This is a genomic window from Paenibacillus sp. EB106-05-06-XG162, assembly GCF_058791655.1.
This window is the reverse complement of sequence record NZ_JBYTDT010000022.1, coordinates 53,622-74,279: the sequence shown is the minus strand read 5'-3', so window position 1 is coordinate 74,279 and position 20,658 is coordinate 53,622. Positions and strand designations below refer to the sequence as shown.

21 protein-coding genes and 1 tRNA gene are annotated in these 20,658 nt (G+C 46.8%); 16 read left to right on the top strand and 6 right to left on the bottom strand.

What is annotated here, in order from left to right:
- Nucleotides 1-261: 261 nt before the first annotated feature.
- The 12 genes from AC3WU2_RS28085 to AC3WU2_RS28030 all read left to right on the top strand — a co-directional run bounded on the left by AC3WU2_RS28085 (nt 262) and on the right by AC3WU2_RS28030 (nt 11,038).
- Nucleotides 262-1,479 (top strand): putative glycoside hydrolase, encoded by a 1,218-nt coding sequence (locus AC3WU2_RS28085; protein WP_492458207.1) that lies wholly within the window; start codon nt 262-264, stop codon nt 1,477-1,479.
- A gap of 114 nt (nt 1,480-1,593) precedes the next feature.
- Entirely contained in the window at nt 1,594-3,051 is a 1,458-nt protein-coding gene (gene guaB, locus AC3WU2_RS28080; RefSeq protein WP_314590736.1) for an IMP dehydrogenase, read from the top strand.
- Between the two features lie 164 nt (nt 3,052-3,215).
- Nucleotides 3,216-4,607, top strand: a complete 1,392-nt coding sequence (locus AC3WU2_RS28075) for a D-alanyl-D-alanine carboxypeptidase family protein (RefSeq protein WP_492458211.1) — start codon at nt 3,216-3,218, stop codon at nt 4,605-4,607.
- A gap of 141 nt (nt 4,608-4,748) precedes the next feature.
- Entirely contained in the window at nt 4,749-5,630 is an 882-nt protein-coding gene (gene pdxS, locus AC3WU2_RS28070) for a pyridoxal 5'-phosphate synthase lyase subunit PdxS (RefSeq protein ID WP_018759304.1), read from the top strand.
- Nucleotides 5,631-5,647: 17 nt separating this feature from the next.
- Nucleotides 5,648-6,232, top strand: a complete 585-nt coding sequence (pdxT, locus tag AC3WU2_RS28065) for a pyridoxal 5'-phosphate synthase glutaminase subunit PdxT (protein ID WP_492458206.1) — start codon at nt 5,648-5,650, stop codon at nt 6,230-6,232.
- A gap of 186 nt (nt 6,233-6,418) precedes the next feature.
- Entirely contained in the window at nt 6,419-7,699 is a 1,281-nt protein-coding gene (gene serS, locus AC3WU2_RS28060) for a serine--tRNA ligase (protein ID WP_492458204.1), read from the top strand.
- Nucleotides 7,700-7,759: 60 nt separating this feature from the next.
- Nucleotides 7,760-7,848: transfer RNA gene (locus AC3WU2_RS28055), tRNA-Ser, on the top strand.
- A gap of 186 nt (nt 7,849-8,034) precedes the next feature.
- Entirely contained in the window at nt 8,035-8,385 is a 351-nt protein-coding gene (locus tag AC3WU2_RS28050; RefSeq protein WP_018759307.1) for a hypothetical protein, read from the top strand.
- A gap of 39 nt (nt 8,386-8,424) precedes the next feature.
- Nucleotides 8,425-8,595: a hypothetical protein gene (locus tag AC3WU2_RS28045; protein ID WP_492458203.1), complete on the top strand. Its 171-nt coding sequence runs from the start codon at nt 8,425-8,427 to the stop codon at nt 8,593-8,595.
- Nucleotides 8,596-8,612: 17 nt separating this feature from the next.
- The gene (locus AC3WU2_RS28040; RefSeq protein WP_018759309.1) at nt 8,613-8,765 is read left to right on the top strand and encodes a small acid-soluble spore protein P; all 153 of its coding nucleotides are present in this window, start codon (nt 8,613-8,615) and stop codon (nt 8,763-8,765) included.
- A gap of 177 nt (nt 8,766-8,942) precedes the next feature.
- Nucleotides 8,943-9,842, top strand: coding sequence for a YitT family protein (locus AC3WU2_RS28035; RefSeq protein WP_492458202.1), 900 nt, complete (start codon nt 8,943-8,945; stop codon nt 9,840-9,842).
- 119 nt (nt 9,843-9,961) lie between these two features.
- Entirely contained in the window at nt 9,962-11,038 is a 1,077-nt protein-coding gene (locus tag AC3WU2_RS28030; protein ID WP_492458201.1) for a DUF6612 family protein, read from the top strand.
- A 93-nt stretch (nt 11,039-11,131) separates the two neighbouring features.
- On the opposite strand, the gene serS (AC3WU2_RS28025) is transcribed toward AC3WU2_RS28030, so the two are convergent.
- Together serS (AC3WU2_RS28025) and tadA are read right to left on the bottom strand one after the other, a co-directional pair.
- Nucleotides 11,132-12,415 (bottom strand): serine--tRNA ligase, encoded by a 1,284-nt coding sequence (serS, locus tag AC3WU2_RS28025; protein WP_492458200.1) that lies wholly within the window; start codon nt 12,413-12,415, stop codon nt 11,132-11,134.
- A 313-nt stretch (nt 12,416-12,728) separates the two neighbouring features.
- A complete protein-coding gene (gene tadA / locus AC3WU2_RS28020) occupies nt 12,729-13,208 on the bottom strand; it encodes a tRNA adenosine(34) deaminase TadA (protein ID WP_492458199.1) in 480 nt (159 codons plus the stop codon).
- A 290-nt stretch (nt 13,209-13,498) separates the two neighbouring features.
- Between tadA and AC3WU2_RS28015 the strand changes: the two genes are divergently transcribed.
- Together AC3WU2_RS28015 and rluF are read left to right on the top strand one after the other, a co-directional pair.
- Nucleotides 13,499-15,790, top strand: coding sequence for a PAS domain S-box protein (locus tag AC3WU2_RS28015; protein WP_492458198.1), 2,292 nt, complete (start codon nt 13,499-13,501; stop codon nt 15,788-15,790).
- A 25-nt stretch (nt 15,791-15,815) separates the two neighbouring features.
- Nucleotides 15,816-16,517, top strand: coding sequence for a 23S rRNA pseudouridine(2604) synthase RluF (rluF, locus tag AC3WU2_RS28010; protein WP_492458197.1), 702 nt, complete (start codon nt 15,816-15,818; stop codon nt 16,515-16,517).
- A 55-nt stretch (nt 16,518-16,572) separates the two neighbouring features.
- On the opposite strand, the gene motB is transcribed toward rluF, so the two are convergent.
- Together motB and motA are read right to left on the bottom strand one after the other, a co-directional pair.
- The gene (gene motB, locus AC3WU2_RS28005) at nt 16,573-17,382 is read right to left on the bottom strand and encodes a flagellar motor protein MotB (RefSeq protein WP_492458196.1); all 810 of its coding nucleotides are present in this window, start codon (nt 17,380-17,382) and stop codon (nt 16,573-16,575) included.
- Nucleotides 17,366-18,166 (bottom strand): flagellar motor stator protein MotA, encoded by an 801-nt coding sequence (motA, locus tag AC3WU2_RS28000; protein ID WP_492458195.1) that lies wholly within the window; start codon nt 18,164-18,166, stop codon nt 17,366-17,368. Before motA ends, motB begins: the two co-directional genes overlap by 17 nt.
- Nucleotides 18,167-18,347: 181 nt before the next feature.
- Here motA and AC3WU2_RS27995 point away from each other — a divergent pair, with 181 nt between their 5' ends.
- Nucleotides 18,348-18,641, top strand: coding sequence for a hypothetical protein (locus tag AC3WU2_RS27995; RefSeq protein ID WP_314590759.1), 294 nt, complete (start codon nt 18,348-18,350; stop codon nt 18,639-18,641).
- An 81-nt stretch (nt 18,642-18,722) separates the two neighbouring features.
- On the opposite strand, the gene AC3WU2_RS27990 is transcribed toward AC3WU2_RS27995, so the two are convergent.
- A complete protein-coding gene (locus AC3WU2_RS27990; RefSeq protein WP_018759319.1) occupies nt 18,723-19,085 on the bottom strand; it encodes a c-type cytochrome in 363 nt (120 codons plus the stop codon).
- A 115-nt stretch (nt 19,086-19,200) separates the two neighbouring features.
- A complete protein-coding gene (locus AC3WU2_RS27985; protein ID WP_492458194.1) occupies nt 19,201-19,707 on the bottom strand; it encodes a GNAT family N-acetyltransferase in 507 nt (168 codons plus the stop codon).
- 61 nt (nt 19,708-19,768) lie between these two features.
- Here AC3WU2_RS27985 and AC3WU2_RS27980 point away from each other — a divergent pair, with 61 nt between their 5' ends.
- A complete protein-coding gene (locus tag AC3WU2_RS27980; RefSeq protein ID WP_492458193.1) occupies nt 19,769-20,647 on the top strand; it encodes a sulfurtransferase in 879 nt (292 codons plus the stop codon).
- Nucleotides 20,648-20,658 lie beyond the last annotated feature (11 nt).

The window sequence follows — 20,658 nt, the reverse complement described above, 5'->3', positions numbered from 1 at the left end:
CTAGCGCCGATGGTACTTGGACCGCAGGGTCCTGGGAGAGTAGGACGATGCCAAGCAGCTAAAGACCACTTTTGAGATTCAATTCTCGAAGGTGGTCTTTTTTTGTGTTTTTTCGGGGTCCCCGCAAAGTATCAGATTCGACATCAAAGCTAAGACACCACTTTGCGGGTCTAAATATGTATTTTTTACCTGAATATCCTCCAACCCCCATTCAAGATTGCAGGGATTTACGCCCATACTACGGGGTAGGAGGTGGAAGACATGCCAAATCAACTCAAGTTGCTCTTAAATCTTCTTGGACTGGCAATGATTCTAACCAGTTGTCAATCTTCAGCAGCTATATCGCAAAAGAACGCACAAACGGCTCAATCTCAAGGGACCATGACCTCTTCTTCTTATACACCCGAACAAGCTCAACATGTATTGGCACATAAGCTGCCGAAGAAAATTCATGCCCGGGGAATCTACGTTTCTGGATGGGTTGCTGGAAGTAATAAGGCACTCAATCGACTGCTTGGACTGTTGGATCGGACCGATTTGAACACACTTGTCATAGATGTGAAGGAAGATGAAGGAAGATTAACATATGCGTCATCCATTCCGCTTGTGAAAGAGATTGGTGCGGATGCTAATCCTCCCATTCAAGATATTCGCGCTCTGCTCAATCGGCTGAAAGCCAAACAAATATATACGATTGGCCGTATCGTCACTTTTAAAGATCCTTACCTCACCACGAGAAAGCCAGAATGGGCATTACATAAGAAGAATGGAGCTGTATGGCATGATGTGAAAGGAGCAGCATGGCTGGACCCCTACCTAGAGAAGACGTGGGACTATAATATTGCGATTGCGGTAGAAGCAGCACGATACGGCTTTGATGAGATTCAATTCGATTATGTTCGATTCCCGGATAATGCAAGACGAGTGAAGCAGGAAGTCGCTTTTACTAATCAGCAAGGACGGACTCGTGTGGAGGCCATTCGTCAATTCCTCCATCGCGCACGGCCTGCGATCCATGCTGCGGGTGCCTATGTCTCTGCAGATGTATTCGGACTGGTCACTTCCGAGAAGAATGATATGGGCATTGGTCAAGTGTGGGAACAAATTGCAAGCGAAGTAGACTACATCTCCCCAATGACGTATCCTTCCCACTATTCCAGTGGAGTCTATGGGATCACCCATCCTGATTTGGCACCGGGAAGCGTCATTCGGCATGCCATGATCGATGCGAAGAAGCGAAATGACGAGATCACGGCTTCGAATTCCGAGCAAGTCACCGCTTCTCAACCTGGATATCAACGATCCGCTAACGATCCAGCGGAGATCAGACCATGGTTGCAGAATTTTACTGCCACATGGATACGCTCTCACCGCTCGTACGGGGAGAGTGAAGTAATTCAGCAAGTTAAAGCGTTAGAGGGACAAGGAATTCACCAGTTTTTGCTGTGGAATTCGAAGTGTAAATATAACTACAAATAACTGAATTATATGACTATTTCGGATTCCTTGACAGCCTATACCCCCTTTGCTAAGATGAACAATAATATTTGACGGCAATACTTAAAAATACAGATTTAAGGGAGGAACTATCCGGTGTGGGAAACGAAATTTGCTAAAGAAGGATTAACTTTTGATGATGTGTTGTTGGTGCCTCGGAAGTCAGAGGTGCTACCGCGTGAGGTTGATATTTCTGTATCGCTCAGTAAATCGGTGAAATTGAACATTCCTCTAATTAGTGCAGGTATGGATACCGTAACGGAAGCTGCGCTCGCTATTGCGATGGCGCGTGAGGGCGGTATTGGGATTATTCATAAAAATATGACGATTGCACAACAAGCGGAAGAAGTAGACCGTGTTAAACGTTCCGAGAGCGGCGTTATTACAAACCCATTCTCGCTTACTCCTGATCACCACGTCTACGATGCGGAAGCATTGATGGCAAAATATCGTATATCTGGTGTTCCGATCGTCGATGAAAATAATAAGTTAGTCGGGATTTTAACAAATCGCGATTTACGTTTCGTACATGACTTTGCGATCAAAATTAATGAAGTGATGACACGTGAGAACTTGGTAACGGCACCGGTGGGTACAACCCTTCAAGAAGCAGAAGGCATCCTTCAGAAGCACAAAATTGAGAAGCTCCCGATTGTAGATGAGACGAATACCCTTAAAGGCCTCATTACGATTAAAGATATTGAGAAAGCCATTCAATTCCCACGTGCTGCAAAAGATGCACAAGGTCGCCTGCTAGTAGGGGCAGCGGTTGGAATCTCGAAAGATACATTTGAACGGACAGAAGCACTTGTTCAAGCAGGTGCGGACGTGATTACAGTGGATTCAGCACACGGACATCACATTAACATCGTTGAAGCGGTTCGTAAGCTTCGTGAACTCTATCCTGATCTAACAATCATCGCAGGGAACGTTGCAACAGGCGAAGGTACACGCGAATTGATCGAAGCTGGTGCATCCGTTGTCAAAGTCGGTATCGGCCCAGGTTCGATCTGTACAACGCGTGTGATCGCAGGGATTGGTGTTCCACAAGTAACTGCAGTTTATGATTGCGCAACGGTTGCTCGTGAATATGGTATTCCAATTATTGCAGATGGTGGGATCAAATATTCCGGTGAGATTGTAAAAGCAATAGGTGCTGGCGCAACGGCGGTAATGCTCGGAAGCCTATTCGCAGGTACAGAAGAAAGCCCAGGCGAGACAGAAATCTACCAAGGCCGCAGCTACAAAGTATACCGCGGAATGGGTTCACTCGGTGCGATGAAAGAAGGCAGTAAAGACCGTTACTTCCAAGAAAACGAGAAGAAGCTCGTTCCAGAAGGTATTGAAGGTCGCGTTGCATACAAAGGGCCATTAGCAGATACGATTCACCAACTTATGGGTGGTCTGCGTGCAGGAATGGGCTACTGCGGTACTGCATCAATTGAGGAATTGAAGAACGATACACAATTCGTTCGGATTACAGGCGCGGGTCTTCGTGAGAGCCACCCACATGATGTACAGATTACGAAAGAAGCGCCGAACTACTCGGTGTAATGGCTCAATTTTACCAAATTTTATAAGTCTAAATCTCGCAGGCAGAGTTCCTACTCTGCCTGTCTTTTTTTTGGGCATAGGCGTGTGTTACAATGATTTATAGGTTTATTAATTTATATTATTTGTGCTAGTGCATGAGAGGAGACTTACCCGTTTTGAAAGAGATGAATAATAACAAGTCACGTGACCATAAAAAACGTCAAATATTAAAAAAGACGATTGCTATATTCTTAGGTTTCCAACTTCTATGTGGAGCGCTTGCACCTGCGGGTGCGATCTTTGCGGAAGGTGAGAAGAAGACGACAACGACAACAACGCAGTCGCTTACGAAGGAAATCACGTCTGCAAATACGAAAATGCCTACTGCAGAATCATTGAAGCTCGAAGTGAGTTCAGCGATTTTGATGGAAGCTTCGACAGGTCAGTTACTCGTGGATATTAATGCGGATGTAGCCTTGCCACCAGCAAGTATGACGAAGATGATGACCGAGTATATTGTTCAAGAGCAAGTGAAGCAAGGCAAACTCAAATGGGACGAAGTTGTTACAACAAGTGAGAATGCTTCATTAACCAAAGGATCGCGTATTTTCCTTGCACAAGGGGATCAACATACAGTAGAACAGCTATTCATCGCGATGGCGGTTGGATCTGCGAATGATGCAACGGTTGCGTTAGCCGAACGGGTAGCCGGTTCTGAACAAGAATTTGTTAAGCTAATGAATGAAACAGCGCAAAAAATGGGGATGAAAACAGCGTACTTTATTAACTCGACGGGATTAAGTCGTGCAGATATGCCGGAGAAATATCGCCCGTCAGAAGATCGCGAGACCGTTGTGTCGGCTCGTGATATCGCGAAGTTAGCACAGCATATTGTCGAAGACCATCCGGATTTCTCCAAGTTCACAACGATTCAATCTTATAAATTCCGTGAACGTGATAAAGCACCGATCATTAACTATAACTGGATGCTTGAATCTAATGCCTCCATTCCGTCCTTTAAGCGTTATGCTTATCCGGGATTAGACGGTCTGAAGACAGGTCATACATCTCAAGCTGGTTACTGCTTTGCAGGTACTGCGACACGTAACGGCATGCGTCTGATCAGTGTTGTCATGGGAACGAAAACCGAACCGAAGCGATTTATCGAGTCGAAAAAAGTGCTTGATTACGGCTTCAATAACTTCGAAGTGAAGCAAGCGGTAGCGCCGAAATCGGTCGTTCCAGGCGCAGACAAAGCGAAGTTGAAGAAGGGTAAATCAACTGAGGTCGGAGCGGTAACAGAGTCGGCTGTAAGCTTTGTTGTACCGAAGGGTGCCAATACCGATAACGTGACGTTTACAACGAAAATGGATGATACATTGGTAGCTCCAATTAAGAAGGGCCAGAAAGTCGGAGAGATCACTTATACGTTCAAATCAGATAAGGGCGATCAGAAGAAGACTGTGAATCTTGTCGCGTCAGAAGACGTGGAAAAGGGCGGATGGTTGCGCCTATTCTTCCGTGCTATTGGCGACTTCTTCAAGGACTTATTCGCTGGAATTAAAAATCTGTTCTAATTTGCCTGAATTCCGAGCTAGATGGTTGTCTATTTCAAGTGCATACTGTAAAATATTTTGTTAGATTCATGCATTCTTCAAAGAGCTGTATCGATCCTTACAAATCATTGTATTTGATATAATTTCGGGGGGCAGAGCATAATGGAAACAGGAACATCTCGTGTTAAAAGAGGTATGGCAGAAATGCAAAAAGGCGGCGTCATCATGGACGTCATGAATGCTGAGCAAGCAAGAATCGCTGAAGCAGCAGGTGCAGTAGCAGTTATGGCACTTGAACGCGTTCCTTCGGATATTCGTGCAGCAGGCGGAGTCGCTCGTATGGCGGATCCAACCATCTTTGAAGAAGTCGTTAAGACGGTATCTATCCCAGTTATGGCGAAAGCACGTATCGGGCATTATGTTGAAGCAAGAGTATTAGAAGCACTGGGTGCAGACTATATTGATGAGTCCGAAGTGTTAACACCTGCGGACGAAGTTTTCCATATTAATAAGAAAGAATTCACAATCCCATTCGTATGTGGCGCCAAAGACCTTGGCGAAGCACTTCGTCGAGTAGGCGAAGGCGCATCGATGCTTCGTACGAAAGGTGAGCCAGGAACAGGCAACATCGTTGAAGCGGTACGTCACTTGCGTCTGATCAACAGCCAAATTCGTAAAGTACAAAACTTGTCCAAGGACGAGCTGTATGCTGAAGCGAAAAACTTAGGTGTATCCTATGATCTATTGCTTGATGTGCATGAGACTGGTAAATTGCCAGTTGTTAACTTCGCAGCAGGCGGCGTTGCGACACCATCCGATGCAGCGCTTATGATGCATCTCGGTGCAGACGGTGTATTCGTTGGATCGGGGATCTTCAAATCCGACAACCCAGAGCGTTTCGCACGTGCGATTGTTGAAGCAACAACACATTACACAGACTACAAGTTGATCGCTGAAGTGTCCAAGAACCTTGGTACGCCGATGAAAGGGATCGAAATCTCGAAATTGAGCGCATCCGAGCGCATGCAAGATCGCGGCTGGTAAGAAGGAAGGGACTTGCAATGAAGGTTGGCGTATTAGCGCTGCAGGGAGCTGTAGCTGAACATATTCGCAGTATCGAGCAAGCAGGTGCGACAGGCGTAAGTGTAAAGCGCGTGGAGCAACTGGACGAGCTGGACGGCTTGATCATTCCAGGCGGTGAGAGCACAACAATCGGTAAATTAATGCGCAAGTATGACTTTATCGATGCGGTTCGCAGTTTCTCGGAGCAAGGCAAGCCGATTTTCGGAACTTGTGCAGGACTTATTGTTCTCGCGAAGCGAATTGAAGGACAAGACGAGGCGCATCTCGAATTAATGGATATGACCGTTGCGCGTAATGCCTTCGGTCGTCAACGCGAGAGCTTTGAGACGGATTTACCAGTCCAAGGCATTGATGAGCCGATCCGTGCCGTATTCATCCGTGCGCCGCTCATTACGCAGGTTGGTCCAGAGGTGGATGTACTATCCACATTTAATGGAGAGATTGTAACAGCACGGCAAGGCCACTTGCTAGCAGCTTCGTATCATCCAGAGCTGACGGACGATGTACGTCTGCATGAATATTTCCTGGGTATGATTAAAGAATCTGCTGTTGTAGAACGATAATCCATAAGGTAAATAACACCTTGACTCTTTCTCACCACATCAGAGAGCAAAAGTTTTCGTCATGCGAAAACTTTTGCTTTCTGATTGGCGATAAAACCTACATCTAATCGCGGTCGGACATCTTCGAAATGCGTCGATTGAGGTTTTCTCACAAGGGTTAAGGTGTTTTCATTGGAGGGAAAACATTTGTTAGATGTAAAAATTTTACGAAATGAATTCGGACGCGTGGAAGAGGCGCTTAGAAATCGCGGTAAATCGCTTGATTTGATCGCTGAATTTCCAGCGCTTGATGTTCGTCGCCGTGAATTGCTGCAAGAGAGCGAGACCCTTAAGAATCGGCGGAACGTGGTGTCGCAAGAAGTAGCAAGATTGAAGAAAGCGCGCGAGAATGCAGATGACTTGATTCTTGAAATGCGTGAAGTATCGGATCGCATCAAGGAGTTGGATGAAGAAGTACGGATACTCGATGAGAAGATCACAGAGCTAACGCTTGCGATTCCTAATATCCCGAGCGATGCAACACCTGTAGGGGCTTCTGAAGAAGATAATGTTGAGATTCGTAGATGGTCTGAGCCTGCGGAGTTCGATTTCGAGCCGAAGGCGCATTGGGATGTTGCACAAGACTTAGGCATTCTAGATTTCGAAGCAGCAGCGAAAGTAACTGGCTCACGCTTCGTATTCTATAAAGGACTTGGCGCACGTCTTGAACGGGCTCTACTGAACTTCATGATGGATTTACATAGTGATCAGCACGGTTATGAAGAAATTCTACCGCCTTACATTGTAAACCGCGAGAGCCTGATTGGTACGAGCCAATTGCCGAAGTTCGAAGAGGATCTATTCAAGCTTCGTGATACGGATTATTATTTAATCCCAACGGCTGAAGTGCCTGTGACGAATATCCATCGCGAAGAGATTCTGAATGTGGAGGATTTGCCGAAGAAGTTCGTTGCGTTCAGTGCATGTTTCCGTTCCGAAGCAGGTTCTGCGGGCCGGGATACGCGTGGATTGATTCGTCAGCATCAATTCAACAAGGTGGAGCTTGTGAAGCTCGTTAAGCCGGAAGATTCCTATGCAGCACTTGAGGATCTCACTCAAAATGCGGAGAAGGTACTACAATTGCTTGAGTTGCCATACCGTGTACTGACATTATGTACAGCGGATATTGGTTTTGCATCGGCAAAGACGTATGATCTGGAGGTCTGGCTTCCTGAGAGCAATATGTACCGTGAAATTTCTTCGTGTACGAACTTTGAGGATTTCCAAGCACGTCGTGCGAATATCCGGTTCCGCCGCGATGCGAAAGGCAAACCAGAGTTCGTGCATACATTGAACGGATCGGGTCTTGCCCTCGGTCGTACGGTAGCTGCAATTCTTGAGAATTATCAGCAAGCGGACGGCAGTGTGCGCATTCCTGCTGTACTTCAGCCTTATATGGGCGGCCTAAAAGTCATCTCTAAAAAATAGGACTTGCTTTTTAGGGGCAACCTATGGTAAGATCTTTTTTGTCACGAAAAGATTTTATCTGGAGAGGTACCGAAGTGGTCATAACGGGGCGGTCTTGAAAACCGTTAGGGTGCAAGCCCACGTGGGTTCGAATCCCACCCTCTCCGCCATACTTATAACATAAGCAGACTCTAGCGTCGATCATCGATGTTAGGGTCTTTTTTATTATTCGGGGTCTCCGCAAAGTATCTGAATCGACTTTGAAGCCAATGCCCTACGTTGTGGGGTTATTTTGCGTATAAAAGATATCCTCCCTTCACAGAATAATGGGTGTACGTAAGTAGGAGGTGCCATATATGCAGAATAATGAACCGATATCGGTTAACCAGGATCAATTGGTAAATGCTTGGCAGCAGACGTTGCCAACAACACTGCAAGAAGGTGATCATGCGCAGATAGAGCCTGACGGAGCCAATCCGCAAGGGCTGCGTATCCATATTGAGGCTGCAGGACGACAAATGTATACATTCGATTTTCAATGCGCCTATGTGGATTCGAGAGAAGTAAGAGTGGATCTGGTGGATGTCGAACGTGATGGCGTGTCTGTCGATGAGCGCACACAGGTGATTCAGGAAATGGCTCAGACGTATACACGCAATATTCATGAATGTGCACAAGCGCTTCACGACATTACCCATGAGCATTAAACCTCATCAACCAATGAATAGGATCAAGGGGGCAGCATCATGACGAAAGCCAAAGGCACTGTGGATAAAAATCTAAGCAATGTTGTGGATGATTTGAATCAGACAGCAGTGAACAGTCATCAAGCTCAGCAGCAGCAGCAAGACCGCAATGATCGGCGTCATCAGGATGCCTTGAATCATGACAACACGACGGATACCGAGCATCTATAATAGGGAGGTACAACAAGATGGCCAAATCCAAAGCAATACCTGTTCCTGAAGCACAGCAGAAAGAACGTCACCATCAAGCTGACAATGGCACAGGTCAACAAGAACCGTTATCCGGATCGAAAAAAACAAAACAACATAATCATGTGAGTCACAATAATCCGCAAGGATAGCATTTTTACGAAAACATAGGAACATTTTAGTTAAATCAAATACAAAAAAAGACCTTATTTCTAATTAATTTTAGATTTAAGGTTTTTTATTTTGCAGATATCTTATATAATAAATAGTATAGTAACTAAACTAATTGAATTGAATAGAATCAGTTCAAGACAAAAAGGGGAAATTTGATGCAAGAACAAGCAAGCGCAGTTGCAGCGCAGTCCACACGTAAACATTTGAGAACACCACTGCCAATTATTTTGAAGCGTGTCGTATTTATTTTGATTGGTGCCATATTAATGGCCGTTGCCCTAGAGTTCTTCCTCGTGCCCAACAATATTATCGATGGCGGGATTACAGGGATTTCGATTATTTTGTCACATATTACTGGATTTAAGCTAGGTCTCTTCTTATTCGTCCTCAACTTACCGTTCTTATTCCTTGGATATAAGCAGATAGGTAAGACTTTTGCACTATCCACATTACTTGGAGTTGCCGTGATGTCGGCTGGTACCATGTTGTTCCACCATTCGCCATCCTTTACAGATAACCCATTGCTCGCAGCAGTATTCGGAGGTATCCTGCTCGGAATCGGTGTCGGACTTGTTATTCGGTTCGGCGGTTCCTTGGACGGTACAGAGATCGTAGCAATTCTACTCAATAAGAAGCTGCCGTTCTCTGTCGGTCAGATTGTTATGTTCTTCAACCTCTTTATTCTTAGCAGTGCAGGGCTCGTATTCGACTGGGATCGTGCCATGTACTCTCTAATTGCTTATTTCGTTGCTTATAAGATGATGGACACGACCATTGAAGGTTTCGACGAGTCGAAATCGGTCTGGATCATTAGTGATAGCCATCGTGAGATTGGTGAAGCGCTCCTCAGCCGCTTGGGACGGGGCGTAACTTATCTCAACGGGGAAGGTGGATTCTCTGGTGATAATAAGAAAGTTATTTTTGCCGTTATCACGCGTCTAGAAGAAGCCAAATTAAAAACCATTGTACAGGAATTAGACCCTTCGGCCTTCCTCGCGATTGGAAACATTCATGATGTAAGTGGCGGGCGATTTAAGAAGAAGGATATCCACTAGGAAAAAAGCACCAATTGAGAATAATTTGAAAATATTACAGAAAACCGTTTGCAATTCATGGAAAATGTACTATGATAGTACGGTATGAAATTTTTCTATGGATTGAGGGGGAAATTGATTTGAACAGGAAGTTATGGATGTCCGTCGTGATGGGTATGCTTGCAGTCATGCTCGTATTATCCGGTTGTGGGGCAAAGAAAGATCCGAAGGAAGCACTTCAAGCTGCAATGGATAATGCTGCGAAAATGAAATCTTATGATTTCAAGGCGTCATTTATTTTAAATGATCTGAACGTATCCAGTCCGGAGCTTACAGCGAATCCGGAAGTGGGCATGGTCTATAATATGTTGAAGAATGCTCAGGTTACAGTGACAGGTGCTTATCAGAAAGATCCAATGCAAATGGAAATGAACGTGGATCTGACGATTAAAGGCGATGCATCCTTCACACTGAATATGCCGATCGTACTCACGAAAGAAAAAATGTGGGTGAAGATTCCGAGTATCCCAATGATTCCAATGCCAGAGAATTTGGTTGGCAAATTCGTTGAGATCGATATGAAGAAGCTTGCTGAACAAGCGGGTGAAACAACGGTTCCAACATTCGATACAGCGAAATCGCAAGAGCTATCGATGGATATTATGAAGATCTTATTCGAGAAATTCGATGGCAAAACATTCTTCCAAGAGCTTGATGCGAAGTCAGTCACATTGCCTGAAGGCGTAGAAGCGAAGCAAATCGTGAAGCTTGCCATCAACAATGAGAACTTGGAGCAAGGTATTACGGTTCTTGCGAAGGACGTTGCACCGCAAGTACTTGATTTGCTCGCAAGTGATAAGTATAAAGACGTGATCCCAAGCTTGAAAGCAGAAGATATTGCAGCAGCGAAGAAGGACCTGACAGATGAAGCGAAGCTGAAAGAAGCGCTTGCTGAGATCAAGAAGGGCTTCAAGATCAATGATCTGAACGTTGTTACAGCTGTGAACAAAGATCAGTTCCCTGCTTATCAAGAAGCGAACATCAATGTTGATCTAACAGCAGAAGGATCGACTGTAAAAGTAAACGCGAAGGTAACTTCAGAGTATTCGAACATTAACGGTAAACCAAGCTTCAAGATCGGAACGCCTCCACCAGATGCAATTCCGATGGATGAGCTTGCACAAATGTTCGGCGGCGCTGGCGTTCCAGCAGAATAATAGAGAAATCCGCCCGAGGCTCGGGCGGATTTTTTTGTCGTCTATCAGAGCAGCTGCTGTCCACTCCGGGTGGGCTAGCAGCTGTTTCTTCTATTAGAGGCCTATGGTTGGACGAATCTCGGTCATACCGCGCATATAAGGCTGCAGCGCTGCAGGAACGCGAATCGAGCCGTCTTCGCGTTGATGGTTCTCAAGGAGCGGGATTAGAATGCGTGGTGTAGCCACCATCGTATTGTTCAGCGTGTAACAGAATTGAGGCTTGCCTTGTTCATCCATGAATCGGATGCGCGAGCGCCGAGCCTGGAAATCGAGCAAGCTCGAAGCCGAATGGGTCTCCCCGTAAGCATTCCGGCTTGGCATCCACGTCTCGATATCGTATTGCTGATAATTCTTCTGCCCCATATCTCCCGTGCATACGGCGACAATGCGGTATGGTAGCTCGAGCAGCTGAAGTAACTCCTCGCTGTTATGGATCATATCGTTCAAGATCGATTCGGCCAATTGGAGGTCGTTCTTGCAGATGACGACCTGTTCGACCTTCGCGAATTGATGCACGCGATAGAGACCGCGCACGTCGCGTCCAGCTGAGCCTGCTTCGCGGCGGAAGCAGTTCGATACGGCTGCAAGTCGAATGGGCTCAGTGACCTCGACGATCTCGTCGCTGTAATACGAGACGAGCGGGACCTCGCCGGTACCGACGAGCCAAGCATTGTCCTCCGGTACAGCATAGCTCTGATCCCGGCCACCTGGGAAGAAGCCGGTGTTCGTCATGGCGTCCTCGCGTGCGAGCAGCGGGACGTCCATCGCGGTGAAGCCTCGATCCGTCAGGAGATCGAGGGCGAGCTGCTGCACGGCGCGGTGCAGGCTGAGCCCCGCGCCGCGCAGGAAGTACTGGCGCGTGCCGGCGACCTTGACGCCGCGCGCGAGATCGAAGAGATCACACGCCTCGCCGAGGGCGGTGTGATCTCTCGCCTCGAAGTCGAAACGGGGGGCTGTGCCGACCCGTTTCACTTCGACGTTGTCGGCGTCGCTCACGCCCACGGGCGTGGCGGGCGACGCCAGGTTCGGCACGAGCAGCATCAGCTCGTGCCAGGCTTCGAACGCATCGCGCAGCTCGCGTTCGAGTGCCTTCAGCACGGCGCCTTGCTGCCGTGCCTCGGCAGTAAGGCGCATCGCTTCGCTCGATGCGCGGTCGACGCTCGCGCCCTGCTGGGCGAGCGTGTTGCGTGCGCGCCGTAGCGCTTCGACTTGCTGGAGCAAGTCGAGCCTCCGCGCATCAGCTTCGAGCACCGCCGCAATCGATACGGCGATACCTTTCTGGTCTGCGACTTGCTGCAGCTGCTCTGCATGGTCTCGAATGAATTGAATGTCTAACATATGGGTGGTCTCCTTCCGCTAACGCGTTATTGTGGTAAAAACACAAAAAGCGCCCCTCATCCGATTGGGACGAGGAGCGCTGTGCTCGCGGTGCCACCCAACTTGATTCGCTTCTGCCGTAGGCAGCAGCAAATCCACTTTGGTACCGCGATAACGGAGCGGTGACCGGTTAACTTAGGGAGTTCATGAGGGGTGACCTGGAACTCTTGTCGCAAACGCCTCAGAGTTGGAGTCTCTTCATCGGCATAATTCCGATCTGAAATTATTGTATGCATTATAACGCAAAATGGTTTCATCCACAAGTGGATAACTTTTAGAGCTCGTCCTTCACTTTATTTTTCCTCAGCTTCCGGAAGAAATTCGTCAGCAAGGCTGCGCATTCTTCTTGCGCGATGCCATCGATGACCTCCGTCCGGTGATTGAACCTCGGTTCTTGTAATAGATTCATCAGTGTCCCAGCGCATCCAGCCTTCGGGTCTGTTGTGCCATAGACAACGGTTGGTACCCGGGCTTGTACGATTGCGCCCGCGCACATCGGACAAGGTTCTAGTGTCACATAGAGTGTGCAGTCGAGTAGACGCCATGCGCCAAGTTTCTCACTGGCTTGTCGAATCGCGATTAATTCTGCATGTGCTGTCGCATCGAAGGTCGTCTCGCGCAGATTATAACCGCGCCCAATAATTTGATTCTGCAAGACGACAACCGCACCGATCGGTACTTCGCCGATGGCTTCGGCCTTCTGCGCCTCTTGAATCGCCGCGCGCATCCAGTAATGGTAAGTATTTTCATGCATGGGGTAGGTCCTCCTGCGATTTGTTCGACGAACATTTATTCGTTGTTAACATGATGTGCACAAATCTGTGGATAACTAGCGTGTTGTACACAGACTTATACACATATTATCCAAATCATCCACAGAACTGTGTGTAAAATGTGAATAACATAGAATCTATTGTAGGAAATTATCCCTTGGTTATCAAGTTTGAACATTTGTTCTTTGCCAAATAGAGTGGAAGGGGTTATTATTAAAGGGAACATCATCCAGATTTAACCTACCCGATGAGTTATAAGGTGGAGTGAACTTTGTCGATTAAAGTGAAATTATCTCTCATTATATCAAGCACGTTGATCGCTATTATGTTGTTCAATATCGTACTCAGTTATTTTTCTACCAAGGAGAATATGCGCGAAGACAGTAAGAATAAAATGAATGCCACCGCTAAGCAAATTGCGTTAGAGATCGAACAGGCGCGAACGGGGGCTGATTATGTTGAGCAACTTATTAGTGAGAAGCTATATATGGCTTCGATTGCGGTAGCGCGCGAACTTGACCCTGATATTCATCGGATCCGCAATGAGGACCTGAAGCAGCTCAGTCGAAGGCTGGGCATTTCGCATATTGCACTCCTAGCTCCTAATCGCGGAGAGATGGCTATTCAGCGTTCCTCGAATTTATCAGACATGGGTCTCGTGGCAAATAATTGGTACTACGGGTACCCTGCCTTCCAACAATTCATTCATCCATCCGATCTTAAGAACGATAAGCCGTTGGAGAGATTTTGGCCCGCCCCGTTCAACACCAGTGCTAGAACAGATCTCACGGATAAGCGAAGCTTCTATGAGGATGGTAAACGCAACTATATTATTTGTACATATATGTTAGAGAGTGATCTGAAAGATTACAAACGAATTTCCGATATGGATGAGATTGTTCGCAAGACGATTGAGGCTAATCCGAATATTCTTGAAGTGACAGGCATAGATCCTCGATTGTTCAGACTCGCATCTGCACTGGATTTGTCGAACCCTCTCGAGGATCGTGTGGGCTATTTTCATTCGGAACAACCCATCAAATTCGGCAGTTATACTTACGTGGATCCTATCAATGATATCGAGTACGTACAGAAGGCGGCTCGTGGAGAATATATTAGCTACGAAGCAGAAATTAACGGAGAACATGTCATTAAAAGCTTCATTCCCGTGTCGGATGATGACTCTTACTTGATCAGTATCGTGATGGATTATAAAATGATCTCTAGTGTATTGAATGAACAGCTTGTAAATTATATCGCGATTTCCATTGTACTGCTTGAGATTATGATTATTACGAGTTATTTGATCGCAGGCCGAATGATTCGTCCCGTTCAATCGATTTTGGATAAGGTCAATGATGTGGCGAACGGTCACTTCGGTGCTCGGCTCAAAATTAAGAGTAAAGACGAGCTGGGGCTTCTCGCACGGCGGATTAATATGATGGCGCGTAACCTGAGTATCTATACCAATCAGCTGCAGCAGACCTATGAAGAGAACCGAGCGATGAAAGAATATTTGGAATCCTTCATTAACCAGACCGCGGATGCGATCCATGTGGTGGATCTAGAGGGTCGAGTGATTCTGGCGAATTATGCCTTCCAGCAGCTCTTCGGATGGAATACGGAGCAGATTATCGGGAAGCATCTAACGATTATACCGGAGTCGAGACAAGAGGAAGAGGAACGAGTAATGAACTGGCTCGTATCTGGGAAGAACCTAATGGCTCGTGAGACACAGCGAATGACCAAGGATGGACGGCTTGTTGATGTTAGTGTATCGACCTCAGCCATCTATGACGAGAATGGGAATTGTATCGCTTTTGCTAGCATTACCCGGGATGTTACGGAGCATAAGAAGATGGAAGAGCTGCTTCGACGTTCGGAGAAACTCACAACCGTTGGTCAGCTGGCAGCAGGGGTAGCGCATGAAATTCGCAATCCGCTAACTACCCTTCGAGGCTTCCTGCAATTCCAGCAGCAGAAGAAAGTATTAAACCTCAATCATACGGATATTATGCTATCGGAATTGGATCGAATTAATCTAATCGTGAGCGAGTTCTTAATTTTAGCCAAACCGCAGGCGGTACACTTTCAGAAGAAGGATGTACGGTTTATACTAGGGGATGTGATCTCCCTTCTAGATAGTCAGGCGAATATGGTGAATATTCATTTTGATACGCATTTTACGCCAGAGCCTTGTGTGATTGAGTGTGAAGAAAACCATTTGAAGCAGGTGTTCATCAATATTTTCAAAAATGCATTTGAAGCCATGCCGTCTGGGGGTACGATTAAGTTAATTACCGAGATTTGGAATGAGAAGGATGTACGTGTGCAAATTATCGACCATGGGCATGGGATTCCAGAGGAGAATATCTCCAAGCTGGGTCAGCCGTTCTATACGGATAAGGAAACCGGAACGGGGCTTGGTCTGATGGTGAGTCAGCGTATTATTCATAATCACAAGGGTACAATGGAGATTACGAGTGTAGTGAATGAAGGCACGACTGTAACGATCCTATTGCCTGTATTATATGAAGTGCAGCTAGACAATCCGATGGGTTGATTTAAGATTTTTGAGGTGAATGGCAGTGCGAATTAATAAGTTTATTAGTGAGACCGGATTTTGTTCGCGGCGTGAAGCGGATAAATTGGTCGCCGACGGTAAGGTAACGATTAATGGGGTTGTTGCAGAATTAGGAAGCCAGGCTGAAATGGGCGATGATGTTCGTGTTAATGGCCGACCGATTGCAGATGCAAGCAAACATGTCTACATTCTGTTGAATAAGCCTGTGGGCATCACATGTACGACGGAGTCCCATGTCCCGGGAAATATTGTTGATTTTATTAATCATAAGGAACGGATATTCCCGATTGGTCGATTGGACAAGGACTCGGAAGGGCTGATTCTGCTCACGAATGACGGGGATATTGTGAATCGGATTTTACGGGCAGAAGGACGGCATGAGAAGGAGTATATTGTGACTGTGAACCGCCCGATTACCCCTCAATTCCTACAAGGGATGGCGAGCGGCGTGCGGATTCTAGGCGCGATGACACTGCCGTGTACAGTAACGCGGATTAGCGAGCGGGAGTTCCGGATCATCCTAACGGAAGGGAAAAATCGCCAGATTCGGAGAATGTGCCAAGCATTCGGATATGAAGTGAGAAAGCTGCGCCGCATTCGGATTATGAATATTCATCTGGGTAATCAACGAGTCGGCACATGGCGTGATTTAACACCGGAAGAGAAGGCAGTTCTTGGACAGACTCTGCAATACCAATTAGGCTAATAGCTGTTTTGAGTAAAAGAAAGGCGCTTCGTTCATCGAAGCGCCTTTTTGTTATTCACTTTTTCACGGTAATGCTCTTCGTGTCCTCGTTGTTCACGAACTTCCGCATGATCGAGATTTCAACCCGGCGGTTCTGTGCCCGTCCTTCGACTGTCGCGTTGCTCGCCACAGGGTGATATTCTCCTTGACCGATGACACTGAACAATTTCGGATCTAGATTCGGATTCTGCAATAGAATCTTCATGAATTTCGAAGCCCGGGTGGAGCTGAGCTCCCAGTTGGACTCAAACTCTGAATTGGAGATCGGTTGATTATCCGTATGCCCCGCGATAATGATCTCATAGCCTGGGAATTGCTCTAGCATGTCCGCCATGGTCACGGCTAGATTACGAGATTCCGGCTTGACGGCCGCGCTTCCTGAAGAGAAGAGTGCTGTATCGCTAATCGTTATCATGAGCTGTGACTGATTGAGCTTGGTACTGAGCTGTGACGTCAAATTATTCTCTTGAATATATTGATCCAGCTTCTTTTTGATTTTGGCCATGTTCTCTTCTTCTTGCTTCATAGCCGCCATCTTATCTTTATCTTTGATATCAATATTCCCTGTGTTCTTGTCCTCTTTATCTTTCTTGCCGTTCGCAGGTCCTGACTTGATGACGGAGGTCTGATCTAAGATGCCCGTACTGCCACTAAAAGCGGCACTGAAGGCTTGGCTCATCTCTTCGAATTTCTTCGCATCGACAGCACTCATCGAGTAGAGAACGATAAACAGCGCGAGCAATAGGGTTAGAATATCGGCATAAGGAATGAGCCAGGATTCATCAATATGTTCATCGTGATGGGCCTTTCTACTCTTTTTGCTCACCGCCGGCTTCCTCCTTTTCCTCCATTTTCACGCGTTCTGCAGGAGTTAGGAATACAGCTAGCTTCTGGCCGATCGCGATCGTAGATACACCAGATTGGATGGATAGTAGACCTTCAACCATCATTAACCGCACTTGGATTTCACGCTCAGATAGACGCTTTAATTTGTTCGCTAGGGGATGCCAGATCACATATCCGGTAAAAATACCTAATAGTGTTGCGATAAACGCGGCTGCGATCGCTTTGGTTAGATGCTCCATCGAGGACATGTCCGATAAAGCAGCGATTAGACCGACAACGGCCCCGAGTACCCCGAGCGTCGGTGCGTACATCCCCGCTTGTTGAAAGATCAGTGCTCCCGAACGGTGACGCGTCTCGGTTGCATTAATGTTCTCCATTAAGACGTCGCGTACGAAATCTTGTTCGTTCCCGTCGATGATCATTCGCATGCCGTTGCGCATGAAATCATCGTCGATCTCTTCGACCTTCGCCTCTAGCGCAAGCAGACCTTCACGACGCGTAATGCTTGCCCATTCTGTGAAGAGACGGATCAATTCTGTACGGTCGATCAATTGCTGCTGCTTGAACACGAGGCCAAACAGTCTAGGTATCTTCTTCAGCTCGGACATTGGAAAGGCCATACATATCGATGCTGCTGTACCGACAAAAATAATCATAAAGGCAGCTGGGTTGTAGAGCGACTCCAAGGGAGCGCCTTTTAAATACATCCCGACTAAAATCGCAGAGAGACCTAAAATAATACCGGCTAATGTTGATTTTTCCACGTGCACACCTCATCCATGAGAAATAAAATAGGTACCATCCTTAGTTTTCGACGCTAGTCGCCAAATTGGGCGGTAAAGAGTTGTAATATACTATTTATCGTCAGCTTTAGCCAAAAAATTTAGGTATAATAAAGAAGGAATTGTGCTGGGACAGGACAACGTTAGGAATGGAGTGAGGTTCATGGGAGTTAAACACGGCAGAGAATATGCAGATATTTTGGTGGATCTAATGGCGGCTGTCGCTCAGATTCCGGATTGCTACGAGTTTTTTGAGATGACCGCAGAGGAATGGGAGAGGCTCGGGGAAGGAGAACGGAAGGAAGTTCTCGAGGCATTGGCGGATGATGTGTTCTATGGGCTTGGTGAAGATAAGATCATCCAGGTTGGTAGCGCTGAGGTGACCTACGATTCGAATTATCATTTGATCGATGTGAGCATTGGAGAGAATATTGTCGCCATGATCCGTCTAACGTAACGACCAGGGAACACAAAAAAACACGTCTTACTTCTCACTCGGGTGAGAGGCAGGGCGTGTTTCTTCTATTTATTGCAGTTCTTATTTTTTCGCAGCGAGCCATTTAGCTACATTCGCGATTTCTTCTTCTTTTAGCTTGTCTTTAAAAGAAGGCATCATGCTGCCTTTCCCTTTAGTGATAATCTTGTAAAGCTTTTGTTCGTCCAATTGCGCTCCGATTTTTTGCAAATTCGGTCCGACGCCGCCTTCAAGGGAGTTACCGTGGCAAGAAATACAGTTCGCCTTCTTCACAGTTGCTTCCGCTGCTGCTGCATCAAGAGTTACTTCAGGCATCTTCGCTTCTTGCTTTTGTTCGCCTTTAGGACCAGCGTTCAACGTAAACATCAATACAATGGCTAAGGTACAAGCCCCGAAAAACAATGTGCTCATAATCCACTTTTGCATATGTTCGCCCCCTTTGCATGCTACTTCTTAAATTTACCACAGCTATACACCATCGTAACACTATATTCCAAAAGGTGTAAATGACAATTTTGTGACTAATGCCCATTAAGCCGCTTTATCGTGATGAATGTCCTTGCAGAACCATGCAATGGAATTCAGCGATACCTGTTGGGGTACGTCTGTCATAGGTATCGGTAATTACAAAACTTGCCTTCTGATAGGTGCGGATTGCACGCTTATTCCAGCTATGAACTTCAAGATCAATCTCATCTAGCGGTGCACGACGAATCGCTTCTTGTACAATGGTATCCATAAATCGGCTTCCTAATCCTTGTCCGCATAAATCGGGCCGCATACAGATGCCTAACCGGGTGACATTGGCCATGGGGAAAAATTGCGCGAATCCGATCAACTCGCCGTCCGGGGATTCAATCGCACGGTATTGTTCATCACGAAGCTGCGGGTCTCCGAATTCGATTCCAATCTTCTGCATCTGTTCCCATGGTAGGAATCCGTAGATATTGTATGGCGGTTCGAATTCCCAGCTGCAGACGGCTGCTGCATGTGTTGTCGTCATTGGGACGATATGCATGGCTGGCAAGTTGTCTTGGAATGCGTTCATCGTTGACCTCCTCTATCCAAATCGATATTGTTATATTATAGCAAAAAGGAGGCGGTAGAACATGAGACAAGGCAACATTGTATCGATGGAATGGGTACATAAGCATCTAGCGGATTCGAACGTGATTTTGGTTGATTGCCGGTTCATGATGGGCGGAGCTGCACCGGATTTGGGGCAGCGGCAATATGAAGCGGGTCATTTGCCTGGTGCTTATTATTTGGATTTGGATCGGGACCTGTCATCTCCGGTTGGCGAACATGGCGGGAGACATCCTCTCCCTCATCTGGATGCACTCGCAGCCAAATTTAGCAGTATCGGAATCGATGGTTCGAAGCATGTCGTGGCCTATGATGATCAAGGCGGCATGATGGCTAGTCGTCTATGGTGGATTTTACACTACACAGGGCATGCAGGCGGCACTTCTATCATGGACGGAGGATACAGCGCTTGGGTAGCTCGGGAATATCCGACAACCATCGAGAAACCAGATCCGACAAGTTCTGCAACCTATGTGCCGCAGATCGACAATCGCTTCGTCATTCATATCGACGAGTTACGGCAAGAAATGACGAAGCCGGACGTCCTCCTGATTGACTCACGAGAAGCACCGCGGTATCGCGGCGAGATCGAACCGATTGATCCTGTTGCGGGTCATATTCCGGGTGCGGTGAATGCGTTCTGGAAAGAAGCCTTGAATGAGCAGGGGACGTGGCGTTCAGCAGAGGAGCAGAAAGCTCGGTTCGCGGAGCTTGGCGCAGATCAGGCAGAGCGTATTATCGTCTATTGCGGATCGGGTGTCTCGGCGTGTCCGAACGTGATCGCGCTGCATGAAGCGGGATATCAGAATGTAAGGTTATATGCAGGAAGCTGGAGCGATTGGATTTCTTACAGTGACAATCCGATTGCAACGGGGGAAGAAGTAAAGGAAAAACATAAGTAATTGAGATTTGG